This is a genomic window from Collinsella sp. AK_207A, from assembly GCF_902501965.1.
In the GTDB taxonomy this organism is placed as follows: Bacteria; Actinomycetota; Coriobacteriia; order Coriobacteriales; family Coriobacteriaceae; genus Collinsella.
The window spans coordinates 165,021-184,645 of sequence record NZ_CABWID010000014.1 but is presented as its reverse complement, the minus strand read 5'-3'; the positions used below and the strand labels follow the sequence as shown (position 1 = coordinate 184,645).

Sequence of the window (19,625 nt, the reverse complement as noted above, 5' to 3'; positions counted from 1 at the left end):
TATCAGTGTATCTGTTGTACGCGCCCTACTTGTCCGTTTTCTTCTTGCGCGGCATCTTCACGCGGATACCATCCGAGGCGCGCGAGACGCGCTTGGCGACGCGCCGCGGCTCCTGGGGACGAGCCTGCTCCAAGCCCCGCTCGGCAGACTCCTCGGCCCGCTCCTGGGCGCGCGCGCTCGCCGTTTCCTCGCGTCGACGCTGGACCGTGGAGCGAACCTTCTTGGCCCAGCGGCGCATGCTCGAGCCGGTGCTCGAGACCGTGCGACGGCTCCGCTTCCCCATGCGCACCTGCACGCCGCGGCCGAATCCCGTGGCGGGGACGCGCCGGCCGTGGTCGGTCTGACGCGACATGAAGTCGGCGAAGTACTTGAAGACGACGCATCCCACGGTGGCGTTCACCGCCATGAGCCCGACCATCCCCCCGGAGAGCCGCGCGATGCTGAAGATGCCGGGGAACCCGAGCACGCCCGCGGCGAGCCCCGCAACCACGACGACCAGCAGCGCCCGGCGCAGTGGCGTGAAGGGCTGCGAGATACGCCAGATGAGGCAGGTCGCCACGGCGCTCGTGGTCACCAGGCACATGGTGGAGAGCTGCAGGTCGGAGTAGCCGAAGAACGAGGCGGATGCCATGCAGAGGAGCGCGGCGGCCACCACGCCCGCGGACGCCGGCAGCGCGCGGCGCACCACGTTCAGGATGAACTTGCCCTCCACCCGGGCGCGGTTGGGCTCGAGGCCCAGTACAAAGCCCGGCATTCCGATGCAGAAGAAGTTGATGAGCGTCATCTGGATGGGCTCGAAGGGGTACGGCGGAAATGCGATGCAGATCACAGCGAGCATCATGGAGAAGAGCGTCTTGGTGAGGAAGAGCGCCGCGGAGCGCTGCAGGTTGTTGATGGAGCGCCGGCCCTCGGCAACCACGGCCGGCATGCTTGCGAAGTCGTTGTCAACGAGCACGATCTCGGCCACGTTGCGCGCGGCGTCCGAGCCTGCGGCCATGGCCACGGAGCAGTCGGCCTCCTTCAGCGCGAGCACGTCGTTCACGCCGTCGCCCGTCATGGCCACGGTGTGGCCGCGCCGCTTGAGCGCGCACACGAGCTCGCGCTTCTGCTCGGGAGTCACGCGGCCGAAGACGTGGTAGCGGTCGACGGCGGCGTCGATCTTGGCGGGCGTGTCGAGCTTGGTGGCGTCCACGTAGGCGCAGGCGCCGGGGATGCCCACCGTGGCGGCGATGCCCGAGACCGTACGCGGATCGTCGCCCGAGATGACGTTCAGGGTGACGCCCTGGTCCTTGAAGTAGCCGATGGTCTCGGCCGCGGAGGAACGAATCTCGTCGCGGATGGTCACGAGACCGAGCGGGCGGGCCTCCCCCACCAGGTCGCCCTCCTCGGTGAAGCCGTCCACCTCGGCCACCACGAGCACGCGGCAGCTCTGGGCAAGCTCGGACACCGCGCCCTCGATGCGTGCGAAGGCCTCGGGCGCCAGCACGAACTGCGCGGCGCCCATGACGAAGCTCGTCCCGTCGAAGCTGGCGCCGCTCCACTTCTTGGCGGAGGAGAAGGGCACCACGCGCTCCACGCAGGGCTCGTGCAGGTCCGTGCTGGCGTAATGCGCAAGAATGGCCTGGCAGGTCTCGTTGGCGTCCTCCGCCGTGGCCCGGGCCACGCCGGAGAGGGCGAGGGCGAGCCGACGGGACGCCGCGTCATCGGCGGCGGGGGCGGCGTCGCCGACCTCGTCCAGCGTGTAGGTACCGGCGACCTCCATGTGGCCCGAGGTGATGGTGCCCGTCTTGTCCAGGCAGAGCACGTCCACGCGGGCGAGCGTCTCGATGCAGTAGAGCTGCTGCGCGAGCACCTTCTTGCGGGCGAGGCGGACGGTGGCGATCGCGAGGACCGAGGAGGTGAGGAGCACCAGGCCCTGGGGGATCATGCCCAGAAGAGCCCCCACCGTGGAGAGGATGGCCGAGCTCGGCACGCGGCCGGCGAGCACCTCCGCGGCGAGCCACGGCAGGAGCCCGCCCGTGTCCCCCGCACGGCGCTGGAGCTCGGACGCGCTCGCCCAGAACAGCCCGATGCCGATGGGGATCATGAGCACGCCCGCGAACCGCACGATGCCGTTCAGCGAGTTCATGATCTCGGAGTTGACCTTCTTGACGTACTTGGCCTGGGCGTTGATCTTGGCCACGTAGTTCTCGGCGCCCACGTGCTCAACGCGAGCGAAGACCAGGCCGGAGTCGAGGAAGCTGCCCGACATGAGATGGTCGCCCGGCTGTTTGCGGATGAGGTCGCTCTCGCCGGTGAGGAGGCTCTCGTTCACGCTCGCCTCGCCCGAGACCACCACGGCGTCGGCGGGGATCTGGTCGCCGCGGCCGAGCTTCACGAGGTCGTCCTGCACGATCTGCTCGAGGTCGAGCTCGACCTCGACGCCGTCGCGGACGACCACGGCCTTCTTGGTAGCGAGGAGCGTGAGCTTGTCCACCATGCGCTTGGAACGAAGCGCCTGCACGACGCCGATGCCCGTGTTCAGCACCACGATGCCCAAAAAGCCGATGTTCTTCCACGAGCCCGTGGCAAGCACCAAGAGGGCGAGGACGAGGTTGATGAGGTTAAAGATGGTGAAGAGGTTCTCAGCGAAGAGCTCCCGGACCGATTTGGTCTTGATGCCCGTGTTGACGTTGACCTTGCCCGTGGCGATGCGTTGCTCGACCTCTGCGGAGGTGAGACCGCGCGCTTCCCCTACCGGTTCAGACATGGGTCCTCCGATGGCGCGGTCCCGGAGCCGCGATAGTAAAAGCGCCCGGACCGGGGGCCGGTACGGGCGCGGACGTGCGACGCTGGTGCCCCGTATAGGGTTCGAACCTACGGCCTTCTGCTCCGGAGGCAGACGCTCTAATCCACTGAGCTAACGGGGCACGACGGAAATCATTATACGGCAATCGGGGATGAGCGCAAATTAGAGTGTGGAGCCGGTGCGGTGGCGGTGGGTTGGTTGCCACGGTTGGTTACCGCACAGGAACCGTGGATGCCAGGTTGCTTGGGGTGTGAACGATACGAGGCGGCTCAAGCGTTCACATCCCCCCGGCATCTGGCATTTCCACCGACGATTTTCATTCAGATGCCTCCACTTCTGGCATGGACGTGGTTTTGCCGCGAGTGAGTCAACCTAACCTGAGCCAACCAACCGTATCGTTCGGCTTACTTTTGGAGCTCCACAGAGGTCGTTCGTTGGACTTTGCTGCGACGGTCTCGGAAGATTGCCAGCGTATCGATGAGGGCGAAGCAGGTGAACACAACGGCAGGGAGGATGAGCTGGTTCAAGATCACCGATCCTGCTATATCGCCCTGCAAGAGAAGGCGCACGGCAGTCCTGAACCCACAACCGAGGCACGGTTCACCGCTCATTGAATAGGCATAATGCACGTGCGCGACCATCATGAACATGGACAGGGCAAGGATGACGGTATACGTGGTCGTGCGGGCGCCCGTGAAAGCGGGGTCGAACCATATCACGCAGATTCTATTGGGCAACACCCTGTTGCTCCGGGTATCACGCTTCATATTTCAACGCGCTTGATAGCATTTTGTACGCACCGATAACTTCCAGGGCCGGCTGCCACATGAAAAGCCAACCACCGCAGAGGGCGAGCATGCCGAAGAAGAAAAAGGTGCCGAGCATGCCGATGACCGATATAACGAGGGTGATGGAGGCAAGGATGATGGCGGGGCGCTTGTGAAGCCGGTTACCAAGGATGATGCCCGCAAGGAACAGAGCGGTAACAGCGACGACGGCAATGAGTCCGACTTCGAACATGAGCGGATTCTGACCGGACTCCACGCTGACGCTGACATCGCTCGTTGTGGTGTCATTCGCAGGATTGTTGAAGATGCCAGCAGAGAGAAGCGCTAAGAGCACGATGTATCCCATACCGCCGATGAAACCGGTGATGCCGCCCGATCGGAAGGCAGCACGCCTTATGTGGTTTGTGTCATGCGGGTGGAGCGCGTATCCGCAGCTCGGGCAGGTCTGGGCGCTATCGGATACAGGCTTGCCACATTCGAGGCAGGTAGTCATGGCCATAGCTGTGTTCCTTTCTCATTGCAGGAATGGCGACTACAGTCTACGAGCGCGAAGTCTGAATCCGTTGAGCAACAATTTGATGGGGTTTACCTGGCGTGTCGCTGGGTATGGCTGCGACGGGTACGCAACGTTTTAGGGTTCATATGACGTCTTTTGTGCGGTAGATGCGGTTCCAGAGGCGTGCGGCGAAAAGTGGCGTACATCCCCCTTCGGGCCCGTCGATCGTGGTCCAGTCCACGCGACCTTCCCTTCCCGCAATCACGACGTTAACAAACACGCACCTGCCGTGCTCGCGCGGGAAGTCGAGGTAGGCGAGCACGAACGGCGCGGCGCGATCCTTCCGACGCAGGTGCAGCCGGCGCGCTCGCGGTAGCCGGCGCGCACGGCGCCCAGCTCGGAGGCCCGCTCGTCCATCACCGCGTTCAGCGCGCCCTCGAGGAGCGCGGCGGCGTTCGGGTCGATGGTACCGTCCTCCCTGAGAACGACGCGGTTCGCTGCGGTGTTTTCAGTTAAATTGTCCATAGCGGCTGTCCTTTCTTCAGAACCGGTTGTTGTGGTGATGACGATTCCAAAGGGGGCGGCCGCGCTACATCGCGCGGTGCTCATACACCAAAGTTCGGGACGCAGCCCTCGTGGCGGCACATCCGCTTGGCAACGGCCCGCGGAACCGGAGCAAGCAGGCTAGACTCGATGGCGCATGCTGCTTAGCCGAAAACTCGACGATAGTTTATTGGTTCAACGCGTAACAAGAAAAAGCAGGCCGATACTTTATCGGTTTTCGGGCTCCCGATGAGTAGGAACACGATGCTCGGAGATAAAACATCAGGTTAGACGCGCGTCAGAGTGAGCGATACCCGGTGCGCCCATCGAAAACCGATAAAGTATCGGCCTGCTTTCTTCCGCGCCGCAATAAACCGATAAAGTATCGCGTGGTTTTGCTCCGCACCTGCGCACCCCCGCCGCATGTGACGGCCTCTCGTCGTTCCGCGCGCCACCTCTCGCCCTCCATCGCGATGGAGTAAACTAACGAGACTTTTGTAGAACGAATCCGCACGGAGGACCGCACATATGATCGCAATCCTGAAGAAGAACGCCGCTCCCGAGGCCGAGGAGCACCTGATCGCCTGGATCCACAAGAAGGGTCTACAGACCCACGTGAGCCACGGCGAGAACGAGACCATCATCGGCCTCGTGGGAGACACCACCAAGATCGACCCGTTCCTGCTCGAGTCCATGGACATCGTGGAGCGCGTGCAGCGCGTCTCCGAGCCCTTCAAGAAGGCGAACCGCAAATTCCATCCCGCCGACACCGTGGTGGACTGCGGGCACGGCGTGCTGCTCGGCGGCGGCCACTTCCAGGTCATCGCCGGACCCTGCTCGGTGGAGGGCGAGAACCTCATCCGCATCGCTCGCCGCGTGAAGGCCGCCGGCGCCACCATGCTCCGAGGCGGCGCTTACAAGCCCCGTACCAGCCCCTACGCCTTCCAGGGCATGGGCGAGCACGGTCTCGACCTGCTCCGCGAGGCGGCCGACGAGCTGGACATGCCCATCGTCACCGAGATCATGGATCCGCGCGACGTCCAGCTCTTCCTGGACAAGAAGATCGAGGTCATGCAGATCGGCGCCCGCAACGCCCAGAACTTCCCGCTGCTCAAGGAAGTCGGCCGCACCAAGACCCCCATCCTCCTGAAGCGCGGGCTCTCAGGCACGGTGGACGAACTCCTCATGGCGGCCGAGTACATCATGAGCGAGGGCAACGATAACGTCATACTCTGCGAACGCGGCATCCGCACGTACGAGACGCGCACCCGCAACACCTTCGACCTGAACGCCATCCCCGTGGTCCACTACCTCTCGCACCTGCCGATCATCGCGGACCCGAGCCACGCCACCGGCTACACCCGCTACGTGGAGCCCATGGCGCTCGCCGCCACCGCCGCCGGCGCCGACGGCTTGGAGATCGAGGTCCACGACGATCCGAGCCATGCCTGGTCGGACGGTGCCCAGGCCCTAACGCCCGACCAGTTCGACGAGACCATGGAGCGCATCCGCGACATCCGCTCCGTCGTGACCCCGGAGGCCGAGTAGCATGGGCATCCCCGAGCGTCCCCTGGACACGCCGGACGGCAACGCAGCGGTGCCCGATACAACGGCGCCCGGCACCGTCGGGATCCTCGGCCTGGGCCTCATCGGCGGCTCCTTCGCCCGCGCGTACGCCCGCGCCGGCTGGCGCGTCCTCGCCTACGACGTGAGCGACGACGTCATGGACGTGGCCCGCGTGGAGACGGTCTCCGGCGTCCTCGAAGCCGAGACCGCTGCCACCTGCGATCTCATCGTCTTGGCGGCGTACCCCGGGGCCTGCTGCGACTGGCTCGTCGCGCGCGCCGACGACCTGGGCCCGCACCCGGTCGTCATCGACACCGCCGGCGTGAAGCAGCGCGTCTGCGACGCCGCCTTCCCGCTCGCGCGCGATCACGGCTTCTCGTTCTGCGGTGCGCACCCCATGGCGGGCACGCAGTTCTCCGGCTTCGCCCACGCCCGCGCCGACCTCTTCCGGGGGGCGCCCATGGTGCTGGTGCCCCCCGAGGACCTCACCGACTCCGAGCGCCTGGACCTGCTCGACCGCGTGCACGGCCTCCTCGCGCCCTGTGGCTTCGGCAGCTTCTCGGTCACCACGCCCGCCGAGCACGACCGGGTCATCGCCTTCACCAGCCAGCTCTGCCACGTGGTCTCGAACGCCTACGTGAAGAGTCCGACCGCGCAGGTCCACGCCGGCTTCTCGGCAGGCAGCTACAAGGACCTCACCCGCGTGGCGCACCTCAACCCGGGCATGTGGGCGGAGCTCATGATGGACGACGCCGGCCCGCTCGGGTACGAGCTCGACCAGATCATCGGTGCACTCACCGCCTACCGCGAGGCCCTCGCCGCAGGCGACCGCGACCGCCTGCGGGAACTCCTGGCCGAGGGAGATCGGATCAAGCGCGCGCTCGACGACGAATAGGCCCGCGGACGCTCGGCGGCGCCCGATACAAGGAGAAACCATGCAGCTGATTCCCGTACATACCGACACTCCCTACGACGTCCACGTGGGCACGTTCCTACTCGAGCGCGTGGGCCAGACCGTGCGCGAGACGTGTCCCGGCGCCACGCGCACCACGATCGTGACCGACACGAACGTCGGCCCCCTCTACGCCGAGGTGGTCCGCACCTCCCTCACGCAAGCCGGGCTCGAGCCCCATACCTTCACCTTCGAGGCGGGCGAGAAGCGAAAGCGCGCCGCCACGCTCGTGGACTGCCTGGAGTTCCTGGCCGAGAGCGAGCTCTCCCGCGGCGACGCGGTGGTGGCCCTCGGCGGCGGCGTGGTGGGCGACCTCGCGGGCTTTGCCGCGGCGAGCTACCTGCGCGGAATCGCGTACGTCCAGGTGCCGACGAGCCTGCTCGCCATGGTGGACTCCTCCGTGGGCGGCAAGACCGCCATCGACCTCGAGGCCGGCAAGAACCTGGCGGGGGCCTTCTGGCAGCCCCGCGCGGTGCTCGCAGACGTGGGCTGCCTGGCCACGCTCGAGTCCGCCCAGTTCGCCGACGGCTGCGGCGAGGTCATCAAGCACGGCGTGATCGCCGACCCTGAGCTCTTCGCCGTGCTCGAGGGCACCCCGCTCACGCTCGACCTCCTCATGGCCAACGTGCCGGCCGTGGAGACCATCGTGGCGCGCAACGTCGCCATCAAGCGCGACGTGGTGGATGCCGACGAGCACGAGCACGGCATGCGCAAGCTCCTGAACTTCGGCCACAGCATCGGCCACGCCATCGAGCTCTGCGAGCACTTCCAGCGCGGACACGGCGAGTGCGTGGCCGCCGGCATGGTCGCCATCACGCGCGCCGTGGAGGCCGAGGGCGGCTGCGAGCCGGGCCTCGCCGAACGCATCGACGCCGTCTGCCGCGCACACGGGCTCTCCACGGCCTGCACCTGGGACGCCGACGAACTCTTCGAGGCCGCCCTCCACGACAAGAAGCGTGCGGGCGACGCCATCGATCTCGTCATCCCCCACGCCGTGGGCGACTGCGTCATCGAACGCACGCCGCTCCCCCGCTTCCACGAGCTCATCCGCGCGGGCGTCTCCGCGGGAAAGGACCGCTAACATGCGTGCCGTCATCACCCCCCGCCCGCTCGCGGGCATTGTCCCCGCCATCGCGTCCAAGTCGGTGGCCCACCGCCTGATCATCGCTGCGGCGCTCGCGAACGGCGTCACGCACGTGGCGCTGAACACCACCTGCGCCGACATCGAGGCCACCGTGCGCTGCCTCGAGGCCCTGGGTGCCCGCGTGGACCCCGTGGACGGCGGACTCGAGATCCATCCCATCCCCAAGAGCCGCGCGCTCGGCATCCTGAAGGCGTGCTGCGGCCAGACGCTCGACTGCGGCGAGTCCGGCTCCACCCTCCGCTTCATGCTGCCCATCGCCTGCGCGCTCGGCGCCGACGCCACCTTTACCGGCCAGGGGCGCCTGGGCGCCCGCCCGCTCGCACCGCTCTCCGACGAGCTCATCGCCGGCGGTTGCGACCTCGCGGGGCTCGGCGGCTTCCCGCTCCGCACCAGCGGGCGGCTGCGTGCCGGGCGCTTCCAGATCCCCGGCAACGTATCCTCCCAGTACATCACCGGCCTCCTCATGGCCGCCCCGCTCCTCGAGGGCGACTCTGAAGTGGTGGTGATCGGCCGCCTGGAGAGCCGGCCCTACGTGAACCTCACCATCCAGGCCCTCGCGAGCTTCGGCATCGAGGTCGCGATCGAGCACGGGGCCACCGAGGCCGGAGTGGAGACGACCACCTTCCGCCCCCTTGGCGACTACCGCACGCCCGGTTCCGTCTCGGTGGAGGGTGATTGGTCCAACGCTGCCTTCTGGCTCTGCGCGGGCGCGCTCGCGCGCCATCCCATCACCGTGCGTGGCGTGCTCATGAACTCCGCCCAGGGCGACCGGACCATCCTCGCCGTGCTCTCCCGCTTCGGCGCGCGCATCGGGCGCGACCCGGAATCTGCCACCGTGCGCCCTGACAAGCTCCGGGGCTTCGACATAAGCGCAGCCGACATCCCCGACCTCGTGCCCGTGGTGGCCGCCGTGGCGAGCGTGGCCGAGGGGACCACACGCATCCGCGATTGCGCGCGCCTGCGCATCAAGGAGTCCGACCGCCTGGAGACGGTACGCGCCGAGCTCTCGAACCTGGGCGCGGACGTGCGGATCGAGGGCGATGACCTTGTGGTCACGGGCGTGCCCGAACTGTCCGGCGGCACGGTGAGCTCGCACAACGACCATCGCATCGCCATGATGGCCGCCGTTGCCGCGAGCCGGTGCGCCGGTCCGGTTGAGATCCTCGGCGCCGAGGCCGTGAACAAGAGCTATCCGGCCTTCTTCGACCACTACAAGCTGCTCGGCGGCGACGTCGTGCTCAAGCGAGACGAGGAGGTCGGCCCATGTCCTCGTGCATAGGAAACGTGCTCCGGCTTTCCATCTTCGGACAGTCCCACTCCGCGGCGATCGGCTGCTCGCTCGACGGCCTGCCCGCCGGCATTCCCGTGGACGCTGAGCGGCTGCAGCGCTTCATGGACCGCCGCGCGCCCGGTGCGCGCGACACCTCCACGGAGCGTGGCGAGGCCGATGCCGTCCACCTGATCGCGGGCGTGGCCGACGGGCACACCTGCGGGGCGCCGCTCGCCGCGATCATCCAGAACACCAACACCCGCAGCCGTGACTACGCTGAGCTGCGCCGGAAGCCGCGCCCCGGACATGCCGACTGGCCCGCCTTCGAGCGCTACGGCAACTGGCACGACGTGGCGGGCGGCGGCCACTTCTCCGGACGCCTGACCGCCCCCCTCTGCGCCGCCGGCGGCGTGGCGCTGCAGGCCCTCGAGCGGGCGGGCATCACCATCGCCGCGCACATCCAGGTACTCGGCCCCGCGAAGGCCGGCGTCTCCGAGCCGAGCTTCCTCGCGCTATCCGGTTCCGCGGCCCCGGTAGACGAGATCTCCCGCCGCGACAACACCTTCGAGCGCTGCGGCATCCCCATGGTGGACGGGGACGCCGCCGACCGTGCCCGCGAGCTTATCCTCGAGGCGAAAGACGACCTCGACTCCGTGGGCGGCATCGTGGAGTGCGGCGTGTGGGGACTGCCTGCCGGCGTGGGCGACCCCATGTTCGACGGCCTGGAGAACCGCATTGCGCACATCGCCTTCGGCATTCCCGCGGTGAAGGGCGTGGAGTTCGGCATCGGGTTCACTGCAGCCGGCCTCTACGGCAGCGAGGACAACGACCCCTACGCCGCGGCCCCGAACGGCGCCGCCCGGCCCGTTACCAACAACGCGGGCGGCATCCTGGGCGGCATCAGCACGGGCGCCCCGCTCGTGTGGCGCTGTGCCGTCAAGCCCACGCCCTCGATCGGGCAGGCGCAGCACACGGTCGACCTCGCCCGCGGCGAGGACGCCGAGCTCACGGTCCGTGGCCGCCACGACCCGTGCATCGTGCCGCGCGCGGTTCCCGTGGTGGAGGCCGCCTGCGCCCTCGCCCTCCTGGACGCCCTGCTCGAAGACGGACGCTATCCCACACCCGACCCTCGACCCCTCGCCGAGCCCGCGCCGGCCGGCGAATGATTGGAGCCATCCGCATGACGCTTGAGGAAACGCGCGAGCGCATCGACGCCGTGGACGCCCAGCTGCTCGCCCTCTTCAACGAGCGACTCGACCTTGCCGCCGACGTCGCCGCCGCCAAGCGCGCCATGGGCAAGGCGATCTACGACCCCGCCCGCGAGCGCCAGAAGCTCTACGGGCTGGCCCAGGCTGCCGAGGATACGCGCCAGGCCCAGACGGTCTCGTTCTTCTCGTTGCTCATGAGCATGAGCAAGGCCGAGCAGGCTCGTCTTCTCTCCCGGAACGACCCGGCAAGCCCCTCGCACTCCGTGCGCGCCGCCTTCGAGCAGGTGGACGCGCCCTTCCCCGCCGCCGCGACGGTCGCGTGCCAGGGCGTGGAGGGCGCCTACAGCCAGATCGCCGCCACGCGCCTGTTCAGCGTGCCCGCCATCAGCTTCTTCACCACCTTCGAAGGGGTCTTCCGCGCGGTGCGCGACGGCTTCTGCGAGTACGGCGTGCTGCCGATCGAGAACTCCACCGCCGGCTCCGTGAACGCCGTGTACGACCTGCTCGCGGAGTACGGCTTCATCATCGTGCGCAGCCTCCGCCTTAAGATCGACCACAACCTCATGGCGATCCCCGGCGCCCGCCTCGAGGACATCCGCGAGGTGTTCAGCCACGAGCAGGCGCTCGGCCAGTGCACGGGCTATCTGGAGGGGCTCGGGTTGCACGCCAACGTGTGCGAGAACACCGCCATGGCAGCCGAGATGGTCGCCACCTCCGGGCGCGGCGACTGGGCGGCGCTCGCCTCGCGCAGCGCGGCCAAGCTCTACGACCTGCAGATCCTGGACGAGGACGTGCAGGACTCCGACAACAACTACACGCGCTTCGTCGTCATCTCCGCCATCCCGAAGATCTACCCCGGCGCCAACCGAACCTCGCTCATGCTCACGCTGAAGCACGAGCCGGGCTCGCTCTACCACGTGCTCGAGCGCTTCTACGCGCTCGACATCAACCTGGTGAAGCTCGAGAGCCGTCCCATCCCCGGGCGCGACTTCGAGTTCAGCTTCTACTTCGACGTGGAGAGCCCGGTGGGGAGCACCGCTTTCCTGGAGCTCATTGACTCGCTGCCGAGCGTGTGCGCCAGCTGCCAATACCTTGGCAGCTACCAGGAGCTGCTCTAGTCATAGTTCCGGCTCAGTGGCGCGGGGGAAGGTCCCGCTTCGCCACGTTCCCGAAAGGAGACGACATGGACCGACCGTACGGTGTGCTCGGACGCGTACTGGGTCATAGCTACACGCCCACCATCTACCGCGAGCTCGCGGGCCTTGAGTATGTGCGGTTCGAGCGCGAGCCCGGCGAGCTCGAGAGCTTCATCACCGGCGCGGAGTGGGAGGGTGTGAACGTCACCATCCCGTACAAACAGGCCGTCCTCCCCTATCTGGACGAGCTCTCGCCCGTGGCCGAGCGCATGGGCAACGTCAACACCATCACCCGCCTGCCCGACGGACGCCTGCGCGGCGACAATACCGACTACTTCGGCTTCAAGGTACTCGCCGAATCCCTCGGCCTCGAGCTCTCCGGCAAGCGCGCCCTCGTGCTCGGGCATGGCGGCGCCGGCTCCACCTGCGCCATGGTGCTCCGGGACTTAGGACTGCAGGCGGGCTTCGTCGGACGCGAGCACCATGCGGGAGGCCCATCCGCGCTCACCTACGACGAGCTGCCCGGACGCGCAGACGACGTGGCGCTCGTGGTCAACTGCACGCCGGTGGGCATGTGGCCGAAATGCCCCGCGAGCCCTTGCACGCTCGATCCGTTCCCGGCGCTCGAAGGCCTCATCGACATCGTGTACAACCCGGCCCGCACCGGTCTCATGATGCAGGCCGAGGAGCGGGGGATCCCCCACGCCGGCGGGCTCCTCATGCTCGTGGCGCAGGCGGCACAGGCGGTGGAGCGCTACACGGGCCAGCCCGTGGACCTCGCGCAGGTCACGGAGCTCACGGAACGCCTCTCCGCAACCGAGCAGAACATCGTGCTCATCGGTATGCCAGGTTCGGGAAAGACGCACGTGGGACATTGTCTCGCACGGCTGCTCAACCGCGATCACGTGGATATCGACCACGAGCTGGAAGCACGAACCGGCAAAAGCTGCCCGGAGTACATCGGCGAGCACGGCGAGGACGACTTCCGGCGTGTGGAGACCGGGGTGCTCTCCGACGTGGCTGCCCGCTCGGGACGCGTGATCTCCTGCGGCGGAGGCGTGGTCCAGCGCTCGGAGAACTACGCGCTGCTGCACCAGAACGGCCTCATCTGCATGATCGACCGGCCGATCGGCGAACTCGCCCGCAAGAACCGCCCCATCACCGCCCGCGATGGCGTGGAGGCCCTCGCCGAGCGCCGTATGCCGCTCTACCGCGCCTGGGCGGACTTGGTAGTCAGCTCCACCGATCGCGCTGAGCACACCGCGGAGAACCTGGCGGCCATGCTCCCACCCATGCTTTAGATGATGAGGTGAGCAGGTGGGAGGGCATGCCCGCCGGACCCGCCCGCTCACCTGCTCGAAACACCCGGGTTACGCCGCCGGCTCGTCAAGCTTCTCGGCGAGCAGCCTGAGCGCGTGCGCGTAACCCTGGATGCCCTCGCCCGTCACCTTGGCGAAGCACGCCATGCCGGCAAAGCTCACCTGGCGAAAGTCCTCACGGCTCTCCACGGCGGAGATGTGCACCTCCACGGCGGGGATGCTCACGGCCTTGAGCGCATCCAGAATCGCCACGCTCGTATGCGTGTACGCCGCGGGATTGATGACGATGCCGTCGATTGCACCGTACGCTTCCTGAATCTTGTCCACGATATCGCCCTCGTGGTTCGACTGGAAGCACTCTACGGACTCGAAGCCCAGTTCAAGACCGGTGCGCTGGCAGAGCGCCACGATGTCGTCGTAGGAATCGGAGCCGTAGATGCCCGGCTCTCGGATGCCCACGAAGTTGATGTTGGGACCGTTGATGACGAGCGCCTTCATGGCCTCCCCCCTTTTCAAACAGATTCGATGGGATTCCGCTTACAGCCCATTCCGCTTACAGCCGCCCGGCCTCGCGAAGCATCTGCTCGGCATGGGCGAGCGACTCCTCGGAGGCGTCACCCGAGAGCATGCGGGCGACCTCTCGCACGCGCTGATCACCGGTCACCGAGGTGAGCTGGGTCTCCGGAAGGTCGCCGTCGAGGCGTGAGACAACGTAGTGCGTCTCGGCGAGCACGGCCACCTGGGCCAGGTGCGTGACGACGATGACCTGGTGCGTGCGTGCCAGATCCGCGAGCACGGCGGCGAGCGAGCGCGCCACGGCACCGCCCACACCGGCATCCACCTCGTCGAAGACGAGCGTGTCCACGGCATCCGCCTCACCGAGCACGACCTTGCACGCGAGCATGACGCGCGAGAGCTCGCCGCCCGACGCGATCTTCCTGAGCGGGCGCGGCGTGAGGCCGGCGCCACTCCGGTAGAGGAGCTCCGAGCTCTCGGTTCCCTGCTCGGTCCACTGGGCGCGCGGGAGCGGACGGCTCTCCCACACGAGCTCGGCGCGCGACATCTCAAGCCGGGCCATCTGCTTACCGACTTCGCGGCAGAACCGGGGCGCCACGGCGGCACGGGCCTTCTTGAGCTTGCGGGCGGCGGTGGCGAGCGCCTGCTCGGCGGCATCTCCGGCAGCGCGGGCGCGGCGCACCCGCTCCTCGCCGTCATCTACGAGTGAGAGCAGCTCAGTCGCCTCATCGCGTCGGCGGAAGACGTCGTCCATGGTCGGCCCGAAGCTGCGTTGAAGGCCGCGCAGCGCCCCGAAACGCTCCTGTGCCTGCGCGAGCTCAGCAGGGTCGTAGTCCACCTCGTCGCGGTAACGGCGCAGGTCGGAGGCGGCATCCTCCATGATGATGGCGGCATTGGAAAGGGTGTCGGCGAACTCGGAGAGCTTGGGGTCCACGCGCCCCATACGCTGCAGGTCGAAGATGGCACCGTTCAGCGCATCGAGCGCACCGCCCTCGCCCAAGACGGCTTCCTGGGCGTCGTTGGCGGTTCTGGCCAGCGATTCCGCGTGCTCGGCACGGGGAAGGGACTCCTCGAGCTCCTCGAGCTCACCGGGCTTGGGATCCACCTCGCCCACGCGCTCCACGACGAACCGGGCCTCCTCAACGCGCGATCCCTGGGTACGCGCCGCCGACTCGATGCGCGCGAGCTCGGCGGCCGCGGCACGGGCATCATGCAGCGCGGATCGATACGCCTCGAGTGCGGGCGTGATGGTCGCGGCGCCCCAGGCATCCACCATGTCAACGTGGCTCTGGGCATCGAGCAGGCGCTGGTGCTCGTGCTGGCCGCAGAGGTCGATGAGCGGCCGCATGCGGTCGGCGAGCTCGCGCACGCCGGCGATCGAGCCGTCGATCTTCACCCTGCTGCGGCCGTCCGCGCCGACGCTCCGCGCGACCGTGAAACCCTCTAAGTCGTGCGCGCCGTTGAACACGCGCCCCTCGACGATGGCTCGCTTGGTGCCCTCGCGCACCTGCGAGGCGTCCGCACGCTCGCCCATGAGCAGCTTGAGCGCGCTGAGCAACGCCGTCTTACCCGTTCCCGTCTCGCCGGTGAGCACGGTGAGCCCGGCGCAGGGTGCCAGCGCCGCTTCGCGAATGAGCGCGAGGTTCTCGACGTGGATCTCATCGATCATCCGCGACACCTCCCCGACGCACCCCGTAGAAGACCCGGCTGACGCTCGCGTAGAAGGTTTCGGGGCCGTAGTCGAGCAAGAGCGCGTCCGAGGCGCTGCGGCGCACCAGAAGCCGCTCCACCGTGCCCCCGGTCTCCAGATGCTGGCCGTCCACCGCGATCGCTGGCACCGAGGGGCGATCCTTAGAGAGCGCGACCTCCACCACGTCGGAGGGGGATGTGAGGAAGGCGCGCGCCTGGATGGTATGCGGGGCGATGGGCACGCAGACGAAACCCTTGTAGTCGGGACTCACGATGGGCCCGCCCGCAGAGAGGGCGTAGCCGGTGGAACCCGTGGCGGTCGAGACAACCACGCCGTCGGCCCGCAGCCGGTCGATGTGGTGGCCCGAGACGGTGATGTCGTACTCGACGATATCAGAGAGGGGCCCGCGCGTGAGGGCGATGTCGTTCAGGCCCGTGGCGGTGACCACCGACTCGCTGCCGCCCGCCCGCGTGGAGAAGACCTCGCACGAGAGCATGGCGCGCCGGCTGACGTGCATCTCGCCGGTGAGCGCGTCGGAGACCACCTGGAGCACGTCTTGCTCCTCGGGGCTCGCGGCAGTGAGGAAGCCCAGGTGGCCGTACGAGAGGCCGAGCACCGGCACCTCGCGACCGGCGAGGATGCGGACCGCGCGCAAGAGGGTGCCGTCCCCGCCCAGACTGATGACGAGATCTGCCCCTTCCGTCGCCTCGGGCGGCGTCAGGATACCCGAGCGCTGGTCCGAGGCCCATGCGACCTCGTAGCCCTGACGCGTCAGCCACAGCTCGAGGGTGAGACCGCTCTGGACGGCCTCGTTGCTGTAGAAGTTGGGAACCAGGAAGACCTTCATAGACGACCCGCTTTCTCCTCGAGCGTTCGTATATGCGCGGAGAGCTCCTGGGGCTGCGTGGCGGCGAACCGCGCGCGATCGCCCAGAAGGAAGAACTCATGGTTGCCCTTGGCGCCCTTGATGGGCGAGGTGCAGATGTCCACGGGAAACAGGCCGTTCTCGGCGAACAGGTGGATGTTTCGTTGGAGCACCCGAGCCCAGACCGCGGGATCGCTGACCACGCCGCCGGCCCCCACGTCCTCGGGCGCTGCCTCGAACTGGGGCTTCACGAGGGTGAGGAAGCGGCCCTCCCCGTTCAGGGCGGCGAGCACGGCCGGCAGCACATGCTCCACGCTCGTGAAGGAGACATCGCAGACCGCAAGGTCACAGCATCCGGTATATCCGAGCGCGGGCAAGTCCGCGATGTTCGTGCGCTCGAGCAGGGTGACGCGACCGTCGTTGCGCAGGCTCCAGGCAAACTGCGCCCGGCCCACATCGACGGAGAGGACGCGCGCCGCGCCGCGTTGCAACAGGCAGTCGGTGAACCCGCCGGTGGAACATCCCACATCCAGGCATGAGAGGTCCGCGGGATCAACCTGAAACGAGTCGAGCGCGCCGGCGAGCTTGAGCCCGCCCCGCCCCACGTAGGCGGAGCGACCCTTCACATGCAGCTCGATGCCGGGGACGACGAGCTGACCGGGCGAGGTCAGGCGCTCGCCCCGGGCGGAAACCAGGCCCGCCATAAGGGTGCGCAGGGCATCCGCCTTGTCCTGGCAGATGCCCTGCGCCACGAGCTCGTCATCCAGACGAACGCGTTTCATCGTCACTCCCCCGCCGGCGGATCTTGCGGGCCGTTCACTGGGACGGCGTCCGCATCCTCGCCGGACGCGGCGCGCGCCTCGGCCTCCTTGGCGTCGAGGAGGTCGGCCTCGCGCGGGGAGAGTTCCACGCGATCGACCATCTCCACTGCCTTGGACCCGAGCTCGATCGCCTCGTCTAATAGGTCGAGCGTACGCTCGAGCGAGGTATCCTTGGACTTCACGGCGGACACGATCTCGTCCAAGCGCGCCGTGATGTCGTCGAAGGTGCGGCCGCCGGTCTCGGCCATGCTACTCACCGGACTCGTCGGATGCGAGGGCCTCGTTGCTTTCGGCAGCCTCGTCGCCGGCAGCCACGGCAGCTTCGGCGGCCGCGGCGGCGACGATGCTCGCGCGGAAGCGGTCCATCACACCGCCTTGGGCGTCAGGGTCGCTCGGCACCTCGCGGGCGATGCGCCCGAGCGCGCCGTTCACGAACTTGGGGCTCTCCTCGGTACCGTACGCCTTGGCGATCTCCACGGCTTCATCGATCACCACGGCGTCCGCGGGAACGTCATCACCGGGCATGACGCGCATCTCGTAGATGGCAAGGCGGAGCAGGCTCCGGTCCATCGCCGGCATGCGGTCGAGGGTCCAGTTGTCGGCGGCGTCGCGCAGTGCGAGGTCGATGGCAGCGATGGAGGCGAAGCAACCACGCGCGAGCTCGGCCGCGAACGGGTCGAGCGGCGGCTGGGAGAGGAGCTCCGTGCGGGAATCGAGCAGGGAATCCACACTCACACCGAGTGCCTCGGCCTGGAAGAGCAGCTGAAGTGCCTGCGCGCGGGCACGAGTGCGGCCACGAGCCGTGCGGCCGGCGCGGTCGTAGCTCTCAACGCGAACCTCATCGGGCGTCTCCCCCTTGATAAGCGCGCGCAGAGAAGGATAGCTGGCAAGTTGGTCACCCTTGATGACCGTCTCAGTGACACCCACCCGCTACTCCTTCGGAAAGACGAGGCCGTCGATACAGACGTCGATGCGCGCCACGTCCACGCCGACCTGGGCGTCGATGTGGGCGGCAACCGCCTCGCGGACCGCTTCGGCCAGTTGCTTGAAGGGATAACCGTAGAAGACCGTGAGGTGCACGGTCAGGACGAGCCGGTCGTCCTCGACCTCGGCCTCGACGGAGGGGCCGGCAGGCGCCGCGGTGCGCGCGGTGAACATCTGGACGAGGTTCTGGGCGAGGTCCTTGGACCCCACGGAGGCGACGCCCTCGACGCCCTCGGCGGCGCGGGAGACGATGGCCTGGATGACTTCGGGCGCGATGCCGATGCCCGCGATCTTGATCTCTGGCATGCTAGCTCCTCGGTTCGAAACAAATGGGAACGGACGGTCCGGGCAGACCTACGCGCGGGAGACGAACTCGCCGGTACGCGTGTCGACCTTGATCTGCTCGCCCTCGTTGAGGTACATGGGGACCTGGACCTCGGCGCCCGTGTCGATGGTGGCGGGCTTGTAGGCGCCCTGAACGGTGTCGCCCTTGGCGCCCGGTACGGTCTCGGTCACCGTGGCGATGATGAACATCGGAGGCTGCACGCCGATGAGGTCATCGTCCGCGTAGAGCAGCTGGCAGACGTCGTTCTCACGCAGCCACTTTGCGTTGTCGCCCACCATATCGTCGGGCACGGGCACCTGCTCGTAGGTCTCGTTGTCCATGAAGATGTAGGAGACGCCGTCGTGGTAGAGGTACTGCATCTCCTTGGTGATGAGCTGGACGCTCTCGAACTTGGAACCGGCGTTGCAGGTATTCTCGACCACGCGGCCGGTCTTCAGATCCTTGGTCTTGTAGCGCACGAAGGCGCCACCCTTGCCGGGCTTGACGTGCTGGAACTCGACGATGGTGTAGATCTTGTCCTTGATCTTGAGACCCATGCCGTTCTTGAAGTCGGCGGTGGTGATGGCTGCCATGGAACTACCTCTCCTCTTAACTGCGGGAAGACGACCCGCATGATTCATAAACCCGTGAATTATACAACGAGGAAAGGCCCCCGCAGGGGCCTTCCTTAGAAGCTGCACGCTTGGTCGATTCCGATGCGCTGCGGCGTCATTCGACGAATCCGGGCGTCGCACTCCATTTGGACAGCGAACAGTCCAGGCCGTCCACGGAGAGATAGATCAATCCCGAGCCATCGGGACGCGCGTACGCCAGGTGCGCCGACCCCATGTGGGAACCGTCCTCGCTATAGAGATCGAATACGTTGGGATCGAAGGTCCTGCGGAAGGTGCCGTTCCGGTACCCGAGATCACCGTCGAATTCGCCAATAAGCTGGTACGAGCCCTGGCCATCGTTCGAGGTGCCCGGCACGAAGGATGCCGAGCGAATGGAGCCGTCCTCATCGTTCTCTTGGGATGCGCCGCCATACCCGTAGGTGCCCGCCAGGTCGAAGCCACGCTCCGCGCCCCGTTCAACGGAGCGGCTTTCTTGGTAGAGATTGAGCGCGAACATCGACGTTTCCAGGACGATCATCCCGAGGAAGACGGCGAGAATGACGCTCAACTTAGATTTCACAGTCACAGTGTCCCTCACTT

20 protein-coding genes and 1 tRNA gene are annotated in these 19,625 nt (G+C 67.2%); 7 read left to right on the top strand and 14 right to left on the bottom strand.

What is annotated here, in order from left to right; all coding sequences use genetic code 11:
• Positions 1-25: 25 nt before the first annotated feature.
• The 5 genes from GDJ97_RS04290 to GDJ97_RS04270 all read right to left on the bottom strand — a co-directional run bounded on the left by GDJ97_RS04290 (position 26) and on the right by GDJ97_RS04270 (position 4,597).
• Complete coding sequence (locus GDJ97_RS04290) at positions 26-2,749, bottom strand: HAD-IC family P-type ATPase (protein WP_152069978.1); 2,724 nt, start codon at positions 2,747-2,749, stop codon at positions 26-28.
• 83 nt (positions 2,750-2,832) lie between these two features.
• Positions 2,833-2,909, bottom strand: a tRNA-Arg gene (locus GDJ97_RS04285).
• Between the two features lie 283 nt (positions 2,910-3,192).
• Positions 3,193-3,399 carry a DUF2752 domain-containing protein gene (locus tag GDJ97_RS09820; protein WP_226808825.1) on the bottom strand — a complete coding sequence of 69 codons (207 nt, stop codon included), beginning with the start codon at positions 3,397-3,399 and terminating at the stop codon, positions 3,193-3,195.
• 145 nt (positions 3,400-3,544) lie between these two features.
• The gene (locus GDJ97_RS04275) at positions 3,545-4,075 is read right to left on the bottom strand and encodes a zinc ribbon domain-containing protein (RefSeq protein WP_152069976.1); all 531 of its coding nucleotides are present in this window, start codon (positions 4,073-4,075) and stop codon (positions 3,545-3,547) included.
• Positions 4,076-4,333: 258 nt separating this feature from the next.
• The gene (locus tag GDJ97_RS04270; RefSeq protein WP_152069975.1) at positions 4,334-4,597 is read right to left on the bottom strand and encodes a hypothetical protein; all 264 of its coding nucleotides are present in this window, start codon (positions 4,595-4,597) and stop codon (positions 4,334-4,336) included.
• 546 nt (positions 4,598-5,143) lie between these two features.
• On the opposite strand from GDJ97_RS04270, the gene aroF reads away from it, so the two are divergent.
• From aroF to GDJ97_RS04235, 7 genes are all read left to right on the top strand, one after another.
• Positions 5,144-6,163, top strand: a complete 1,020-nt coding sequence (aroF, locus tag GDJ97_RS04265; RefSeq protein ID WP_152069974.1) for a 3-deoxy-7-phosphoheptulonate synthase — start codon at positions 5,144-5,146, stop codon at positions 6,161-6,163.
• A 1-nt stretch (position 6,164) separates the two neighbouring features.
• Positions 6,165-7,076, top strand: coding sequence for a prephenate dehydrogenase/arogenate dehydrogenase family protein (locus GDJ97_RS04260; protein WP_152069973.1), 912 nt, complete (start codon positions 6,165-6,167; stop codon positions 7,074-7,076).
• A 40-nt stretch (positions 7,077-7,116) separates the two neighbouring features.
• Positions 7,117-8,214, top strand: coding sequence for a 3-dehydroquinate synthase (aroB, locus tag GDJ97_RS04255; protein WP_152069972.1), 1,098 nt, complete (start codon positions 7,117-7,119; stop codon positions 8,212-8,214).
• A gap of 1 nt (position 8,215) precedes the next feature.
• Complete coding sequence (gene aroA, locus GDJ97_RS04250) at positions 8,216-9,556, top strand: 3-phosphoshikimate 1-carboxyvinyltransferase (RefSeq protein WP_152069971.1); 1,341 nt, start codon at positions 8,216-8,218, stop codon at positions 9,554-9,556.
• Positions 9,541-10,713: a chorismate synthase gene (aroC, locus tag GDJ97_RS04245; RefSeq protein WP_152069970.1), complete on the top strand. Its 1,173-nt coding sequence runs from the start codon at positions 9,541-9,543 to the stop codon at positions 10,711-10,713. Before aroA ends, aroC begins: the two co-directional genes overlap by 16 nt.
• A gap of 14 nt (positions 10,714-10,727) precedes the next feature.
• Positions 10,728-11,873 carry a bifunctional chorismate mutase/prephenate dehydratase gene (locus GDJ97_RS04240; RefSeq protein ID WP_152069969.1) on the top strand — a complete coding sequence of 382 codons (1,146 nt, stop codon included), beginning with the start codon at positions 10,728-10,730 and terminating at the stop codon, positions 11,871-11,873.
• A 65-nt stretch (positions 11,874-11,938) separates the two neighbouring features.
• The gene (locus tag GDJ97_RS04235) at positions 11,939-13,192 is read left to right on the top strand and encodes a shikimate kinase (RefSeq protein WP_152069968.1); all 1,254 of its coding nucleotides are present in this window, start codon (positions 11,939-11,941) and stop codon (positions 13,190-13,192) included.
• 69 nt (positions 13,193-13,261) lie between these two features.
• On the opposite strand, the gene aroQ is transcribed toward GDJ97_RS04235, so the two are convergent.
• The 9 genes from aroQ to GDJ97_RS04190 form a co-directional block, all read right to left on the bottom strand.
• A complete protein-coding gene (gene aroQ, locus GDJ97_RS04230; RefSeq protein WP_152069967.1) occupies positions 13,262-13,708 on the bottom strand; it encodes a type II 3-dehydroquinate dehydratase in 447 nt (148 codons plus the stop codon).
• Positions 13,709-13,763: 55 nt separating this feature from the next.
• The gene (locus tag GDJ97_RS04225; RefSeq protein ID WP_152069966.1) at positions 13,764-15,395 is read right to left on the bottom strand and encodes a DNA repair protein RecN; all 1,632 of its coding nucleotides are present in this window, start codon (positions 15,393-15,395) and stop codon (positions 13,764-13,766) included.
• A complete protein-coding gene (locus tag GDJ97_RS04220; RefSeq protein ID WP_152069965.1) occupies positions 15,385-16,263 on the bottom strand; it encodes an NAD(+)/NADH kinase in 879 nt (292 codons plus the stop codon). The genes GDJ97_RS04225 and GDJ97_RS04220 overlap by 11 nt, the downstream gene beginning before the upstream one ends.
• Entirely contained in the window at positions 16,260-17,063 is an 804-nt protein-coding gene (locus GDJ97_RS04215; RefSeq protein ID WP_152069964.1) for a TlyA family RNA methyltransferase, read from the bottom strand. Before GDJ97_RS04215 ends, GDJ97_RS04220 begins: the two co-directional genes overlap by 4 nt.
• A 2-nt stretch (positions 17,064-17,065) precedes the next feature.
• Positions 17,066-17,350 carry an exodeoxyribonuclease VII small subunit gene (locus tag GDJ97_RS04210; protein WP_152069963.1) on the bottom strand — a complete coding sequence of 95 codons (285 nt, stop codon included), beginning with the start codon at positions 17,348-17,350 and terminating at the stop codon, positions 17,066-17,068.
• Between the two features lies 1 nt (position 17,351).
• The gene (nusB, locus tag GDJ97_RS04205; protein WP_226808817.1) at positions 17,352-18,029 is read right to left on the bottom strand and encodes a transcription antitermination factor NusB; all 678 of its coding nucleotides are present in this window, start codon (positions 18,027-18,029) and stop codon (positions 17,352-17,354) included.
• A 3-nt stretch (positions 18,030-18,032) separates the two neighbouring features.
• The gene (locus tag GDJ97_RS04200; protein ID WP_152069962.1) at positions 18,033-18,392 is read right to left on the bottom strand and encodes an Asp23/Gls24 family envelope stress response protein; all 360 of its coding nucleotides are present in this window, start codon (positions 18,390-18,392) and stop codon (positions 18,033-18,035) included.
• A 48-nt stretch (positions 18,393-18,440) separates the two neighbouring features.
• Positions 18,441-19,004: an elongation factor P gene (gene efp, locus GDJ97_RS04195; protein WP_152069961.1), complete on the bottom strand. Its 564-nt coding sequence runs from the start codon at positions 19,002-19,004 to the stop codon at positions 18,441-18,443.
• 136 nt (positions 19,005-19,140) lie between these two features.
• A complete protein-coding gene (locus GDJ97_RS04190) occupies positions 19,141-19,593 on the bottom strand; it encodes a hypothetical protein (RefSeq protein WP_152069960.1) in 453 nt (150 codons plus the stop codon).
• Positions 19,594-19,625 lie beyond the last annotated feature (32 nt).

What these genes read in the sequence shown, in the direction of transcription:
- GDJ97_RS04290 (WP_152069978.1), bottom strand. Translation starts at nt 2,749, where the DNA reads ATGTCTGAACCGGTAGGGGAAGCGCGCGGTCTCACCTCCGCAGAGGTC.
- GDJ97_RS09820 (WP_226808825.1), bottom strand. Translation starts at nt 3,399, where the DNA reads ATGAGCGGTGAACCGTGCCTCGGTTGTGGGTTCAGGACTGCCGTGCGC.
- GDJ97_RS04275 (WP_152069976.1), bottom strand. Translation starts at nt 4,075, where the DNA reads ATGGCCATGACTACCTGCCTCGAATGTGGCAAGCCTGTATCCGATAGC.
- GDJ97_RS04270 (WP_152069975.1), bottom strand. Translation starts at nt 4,597, where the DNA reads ATGGACAATTTAACTGAAAACACCGCAGCGAACCGCGTCGTTCTCAGG.
- aroF (WP_152069974.1), top strand. Translation starts at nt 5,144, where the DNA reads ATGATCGCAATCCTGAAGAAGAACGCCGCTCCCGAGGCCGAGGAGCAC.
- GDJ97_RS04260 (WP_152069973.1), top strand. Translation starts at nt 6,165, where the DNA reads ATGGGCATCCCCGAGCGTCCCCTGGACACGCCGGACGGCAACGCAGCG.
- aroB (WP_152069972.1), top strand. Translation starts at nt 7,117, where the DNA reads ATGCAGCTGATTCCCGTACATACCGACACTCCCTACGACGTCCACGTG.
- aroA (WP_152069971.1), top strand. Translation starts at nt 8,216, where the DNA reads ATGCGTGCCGTCATCACCCCCCGCCCGCTCGCGGGCATTGTCCCCGCC.
- aroC (WP_152069970.1), top strand. Translation starts at nt 9,541, where the DNA reads ATGTCCTCGTGCATAGGAAACGTGCTCCGGCTTTCCATCTTCGGACAG.
- GDJ97_RS04240 (WP_152069969.1), top strand. Translation starts at nt 10,728, where the DNA reads ATGACGCTTGAGGAAACGCGCGAGCGCATCGACGCCGTGGACGCCCAG.
- GDJ97_RS04235 (WP_152069968.1), top strand. Translation starts at nt 11,939, where the DNA reads ATGGACCGACCGTACGGTGTGCTCGGACGCGTACTGGGTCATAGCTAC.
- aroQ (WP_152069967.1), bottom strand. Translation starts at nt 13,708, where the DNA reads ATGAAGGCGCTCGTCATCAACGGTCCCAACATCAACTTCGTGGGCATC.
- GDJ97_RS04225 (WP_152069966.1), bottom strand. Translation starts at nt 15,395, where the DNA reads ATGATCGATGAGATCCACGTCGAGAACCTCGCGCTCATTCGCGAAGCG.
- GDJ97_RS04220 (WP_152069965.1), bottom strand. Translation starts at nt 16,263, where the DNA reads ATGAAGGTCTTCCTGGTTCCCAACTTCTACAGCAACGAGGCCGTCCAG.
- GDJ97_RS04215 (WP_152069964.1), bottom strand. Translation starts at nt 17,063, where the DNA reads ATGAAACGCGTTCGTCTGGATGACGAGCTCGTGGCGCAGGGCATCTGC.
- GDJ97_RS04210 (WP_152069963.1), bottom strand. Translation starts at nt 17,350, where the DNA reads ATGGCCGAGACCGGCGGCCGCACCTTCGACGACATCACGGCGCGCTTG.
- GDJ97_RS04200 (WP_152069962.1), bottom strand. Translation starts at nt 18,392, where the DNA reads ATGCCAGAGATCAAGATCGCGGGCATCGGCATCGCGCCCGAAGTCATC.
- efp (WP_152069961.1), bottom strand. Translation starts at nt 19,004, where the DNA reads ATGGCAGCCATCACCACCGCCGACTTCAAGAACGGCATGGGTCTCAAG.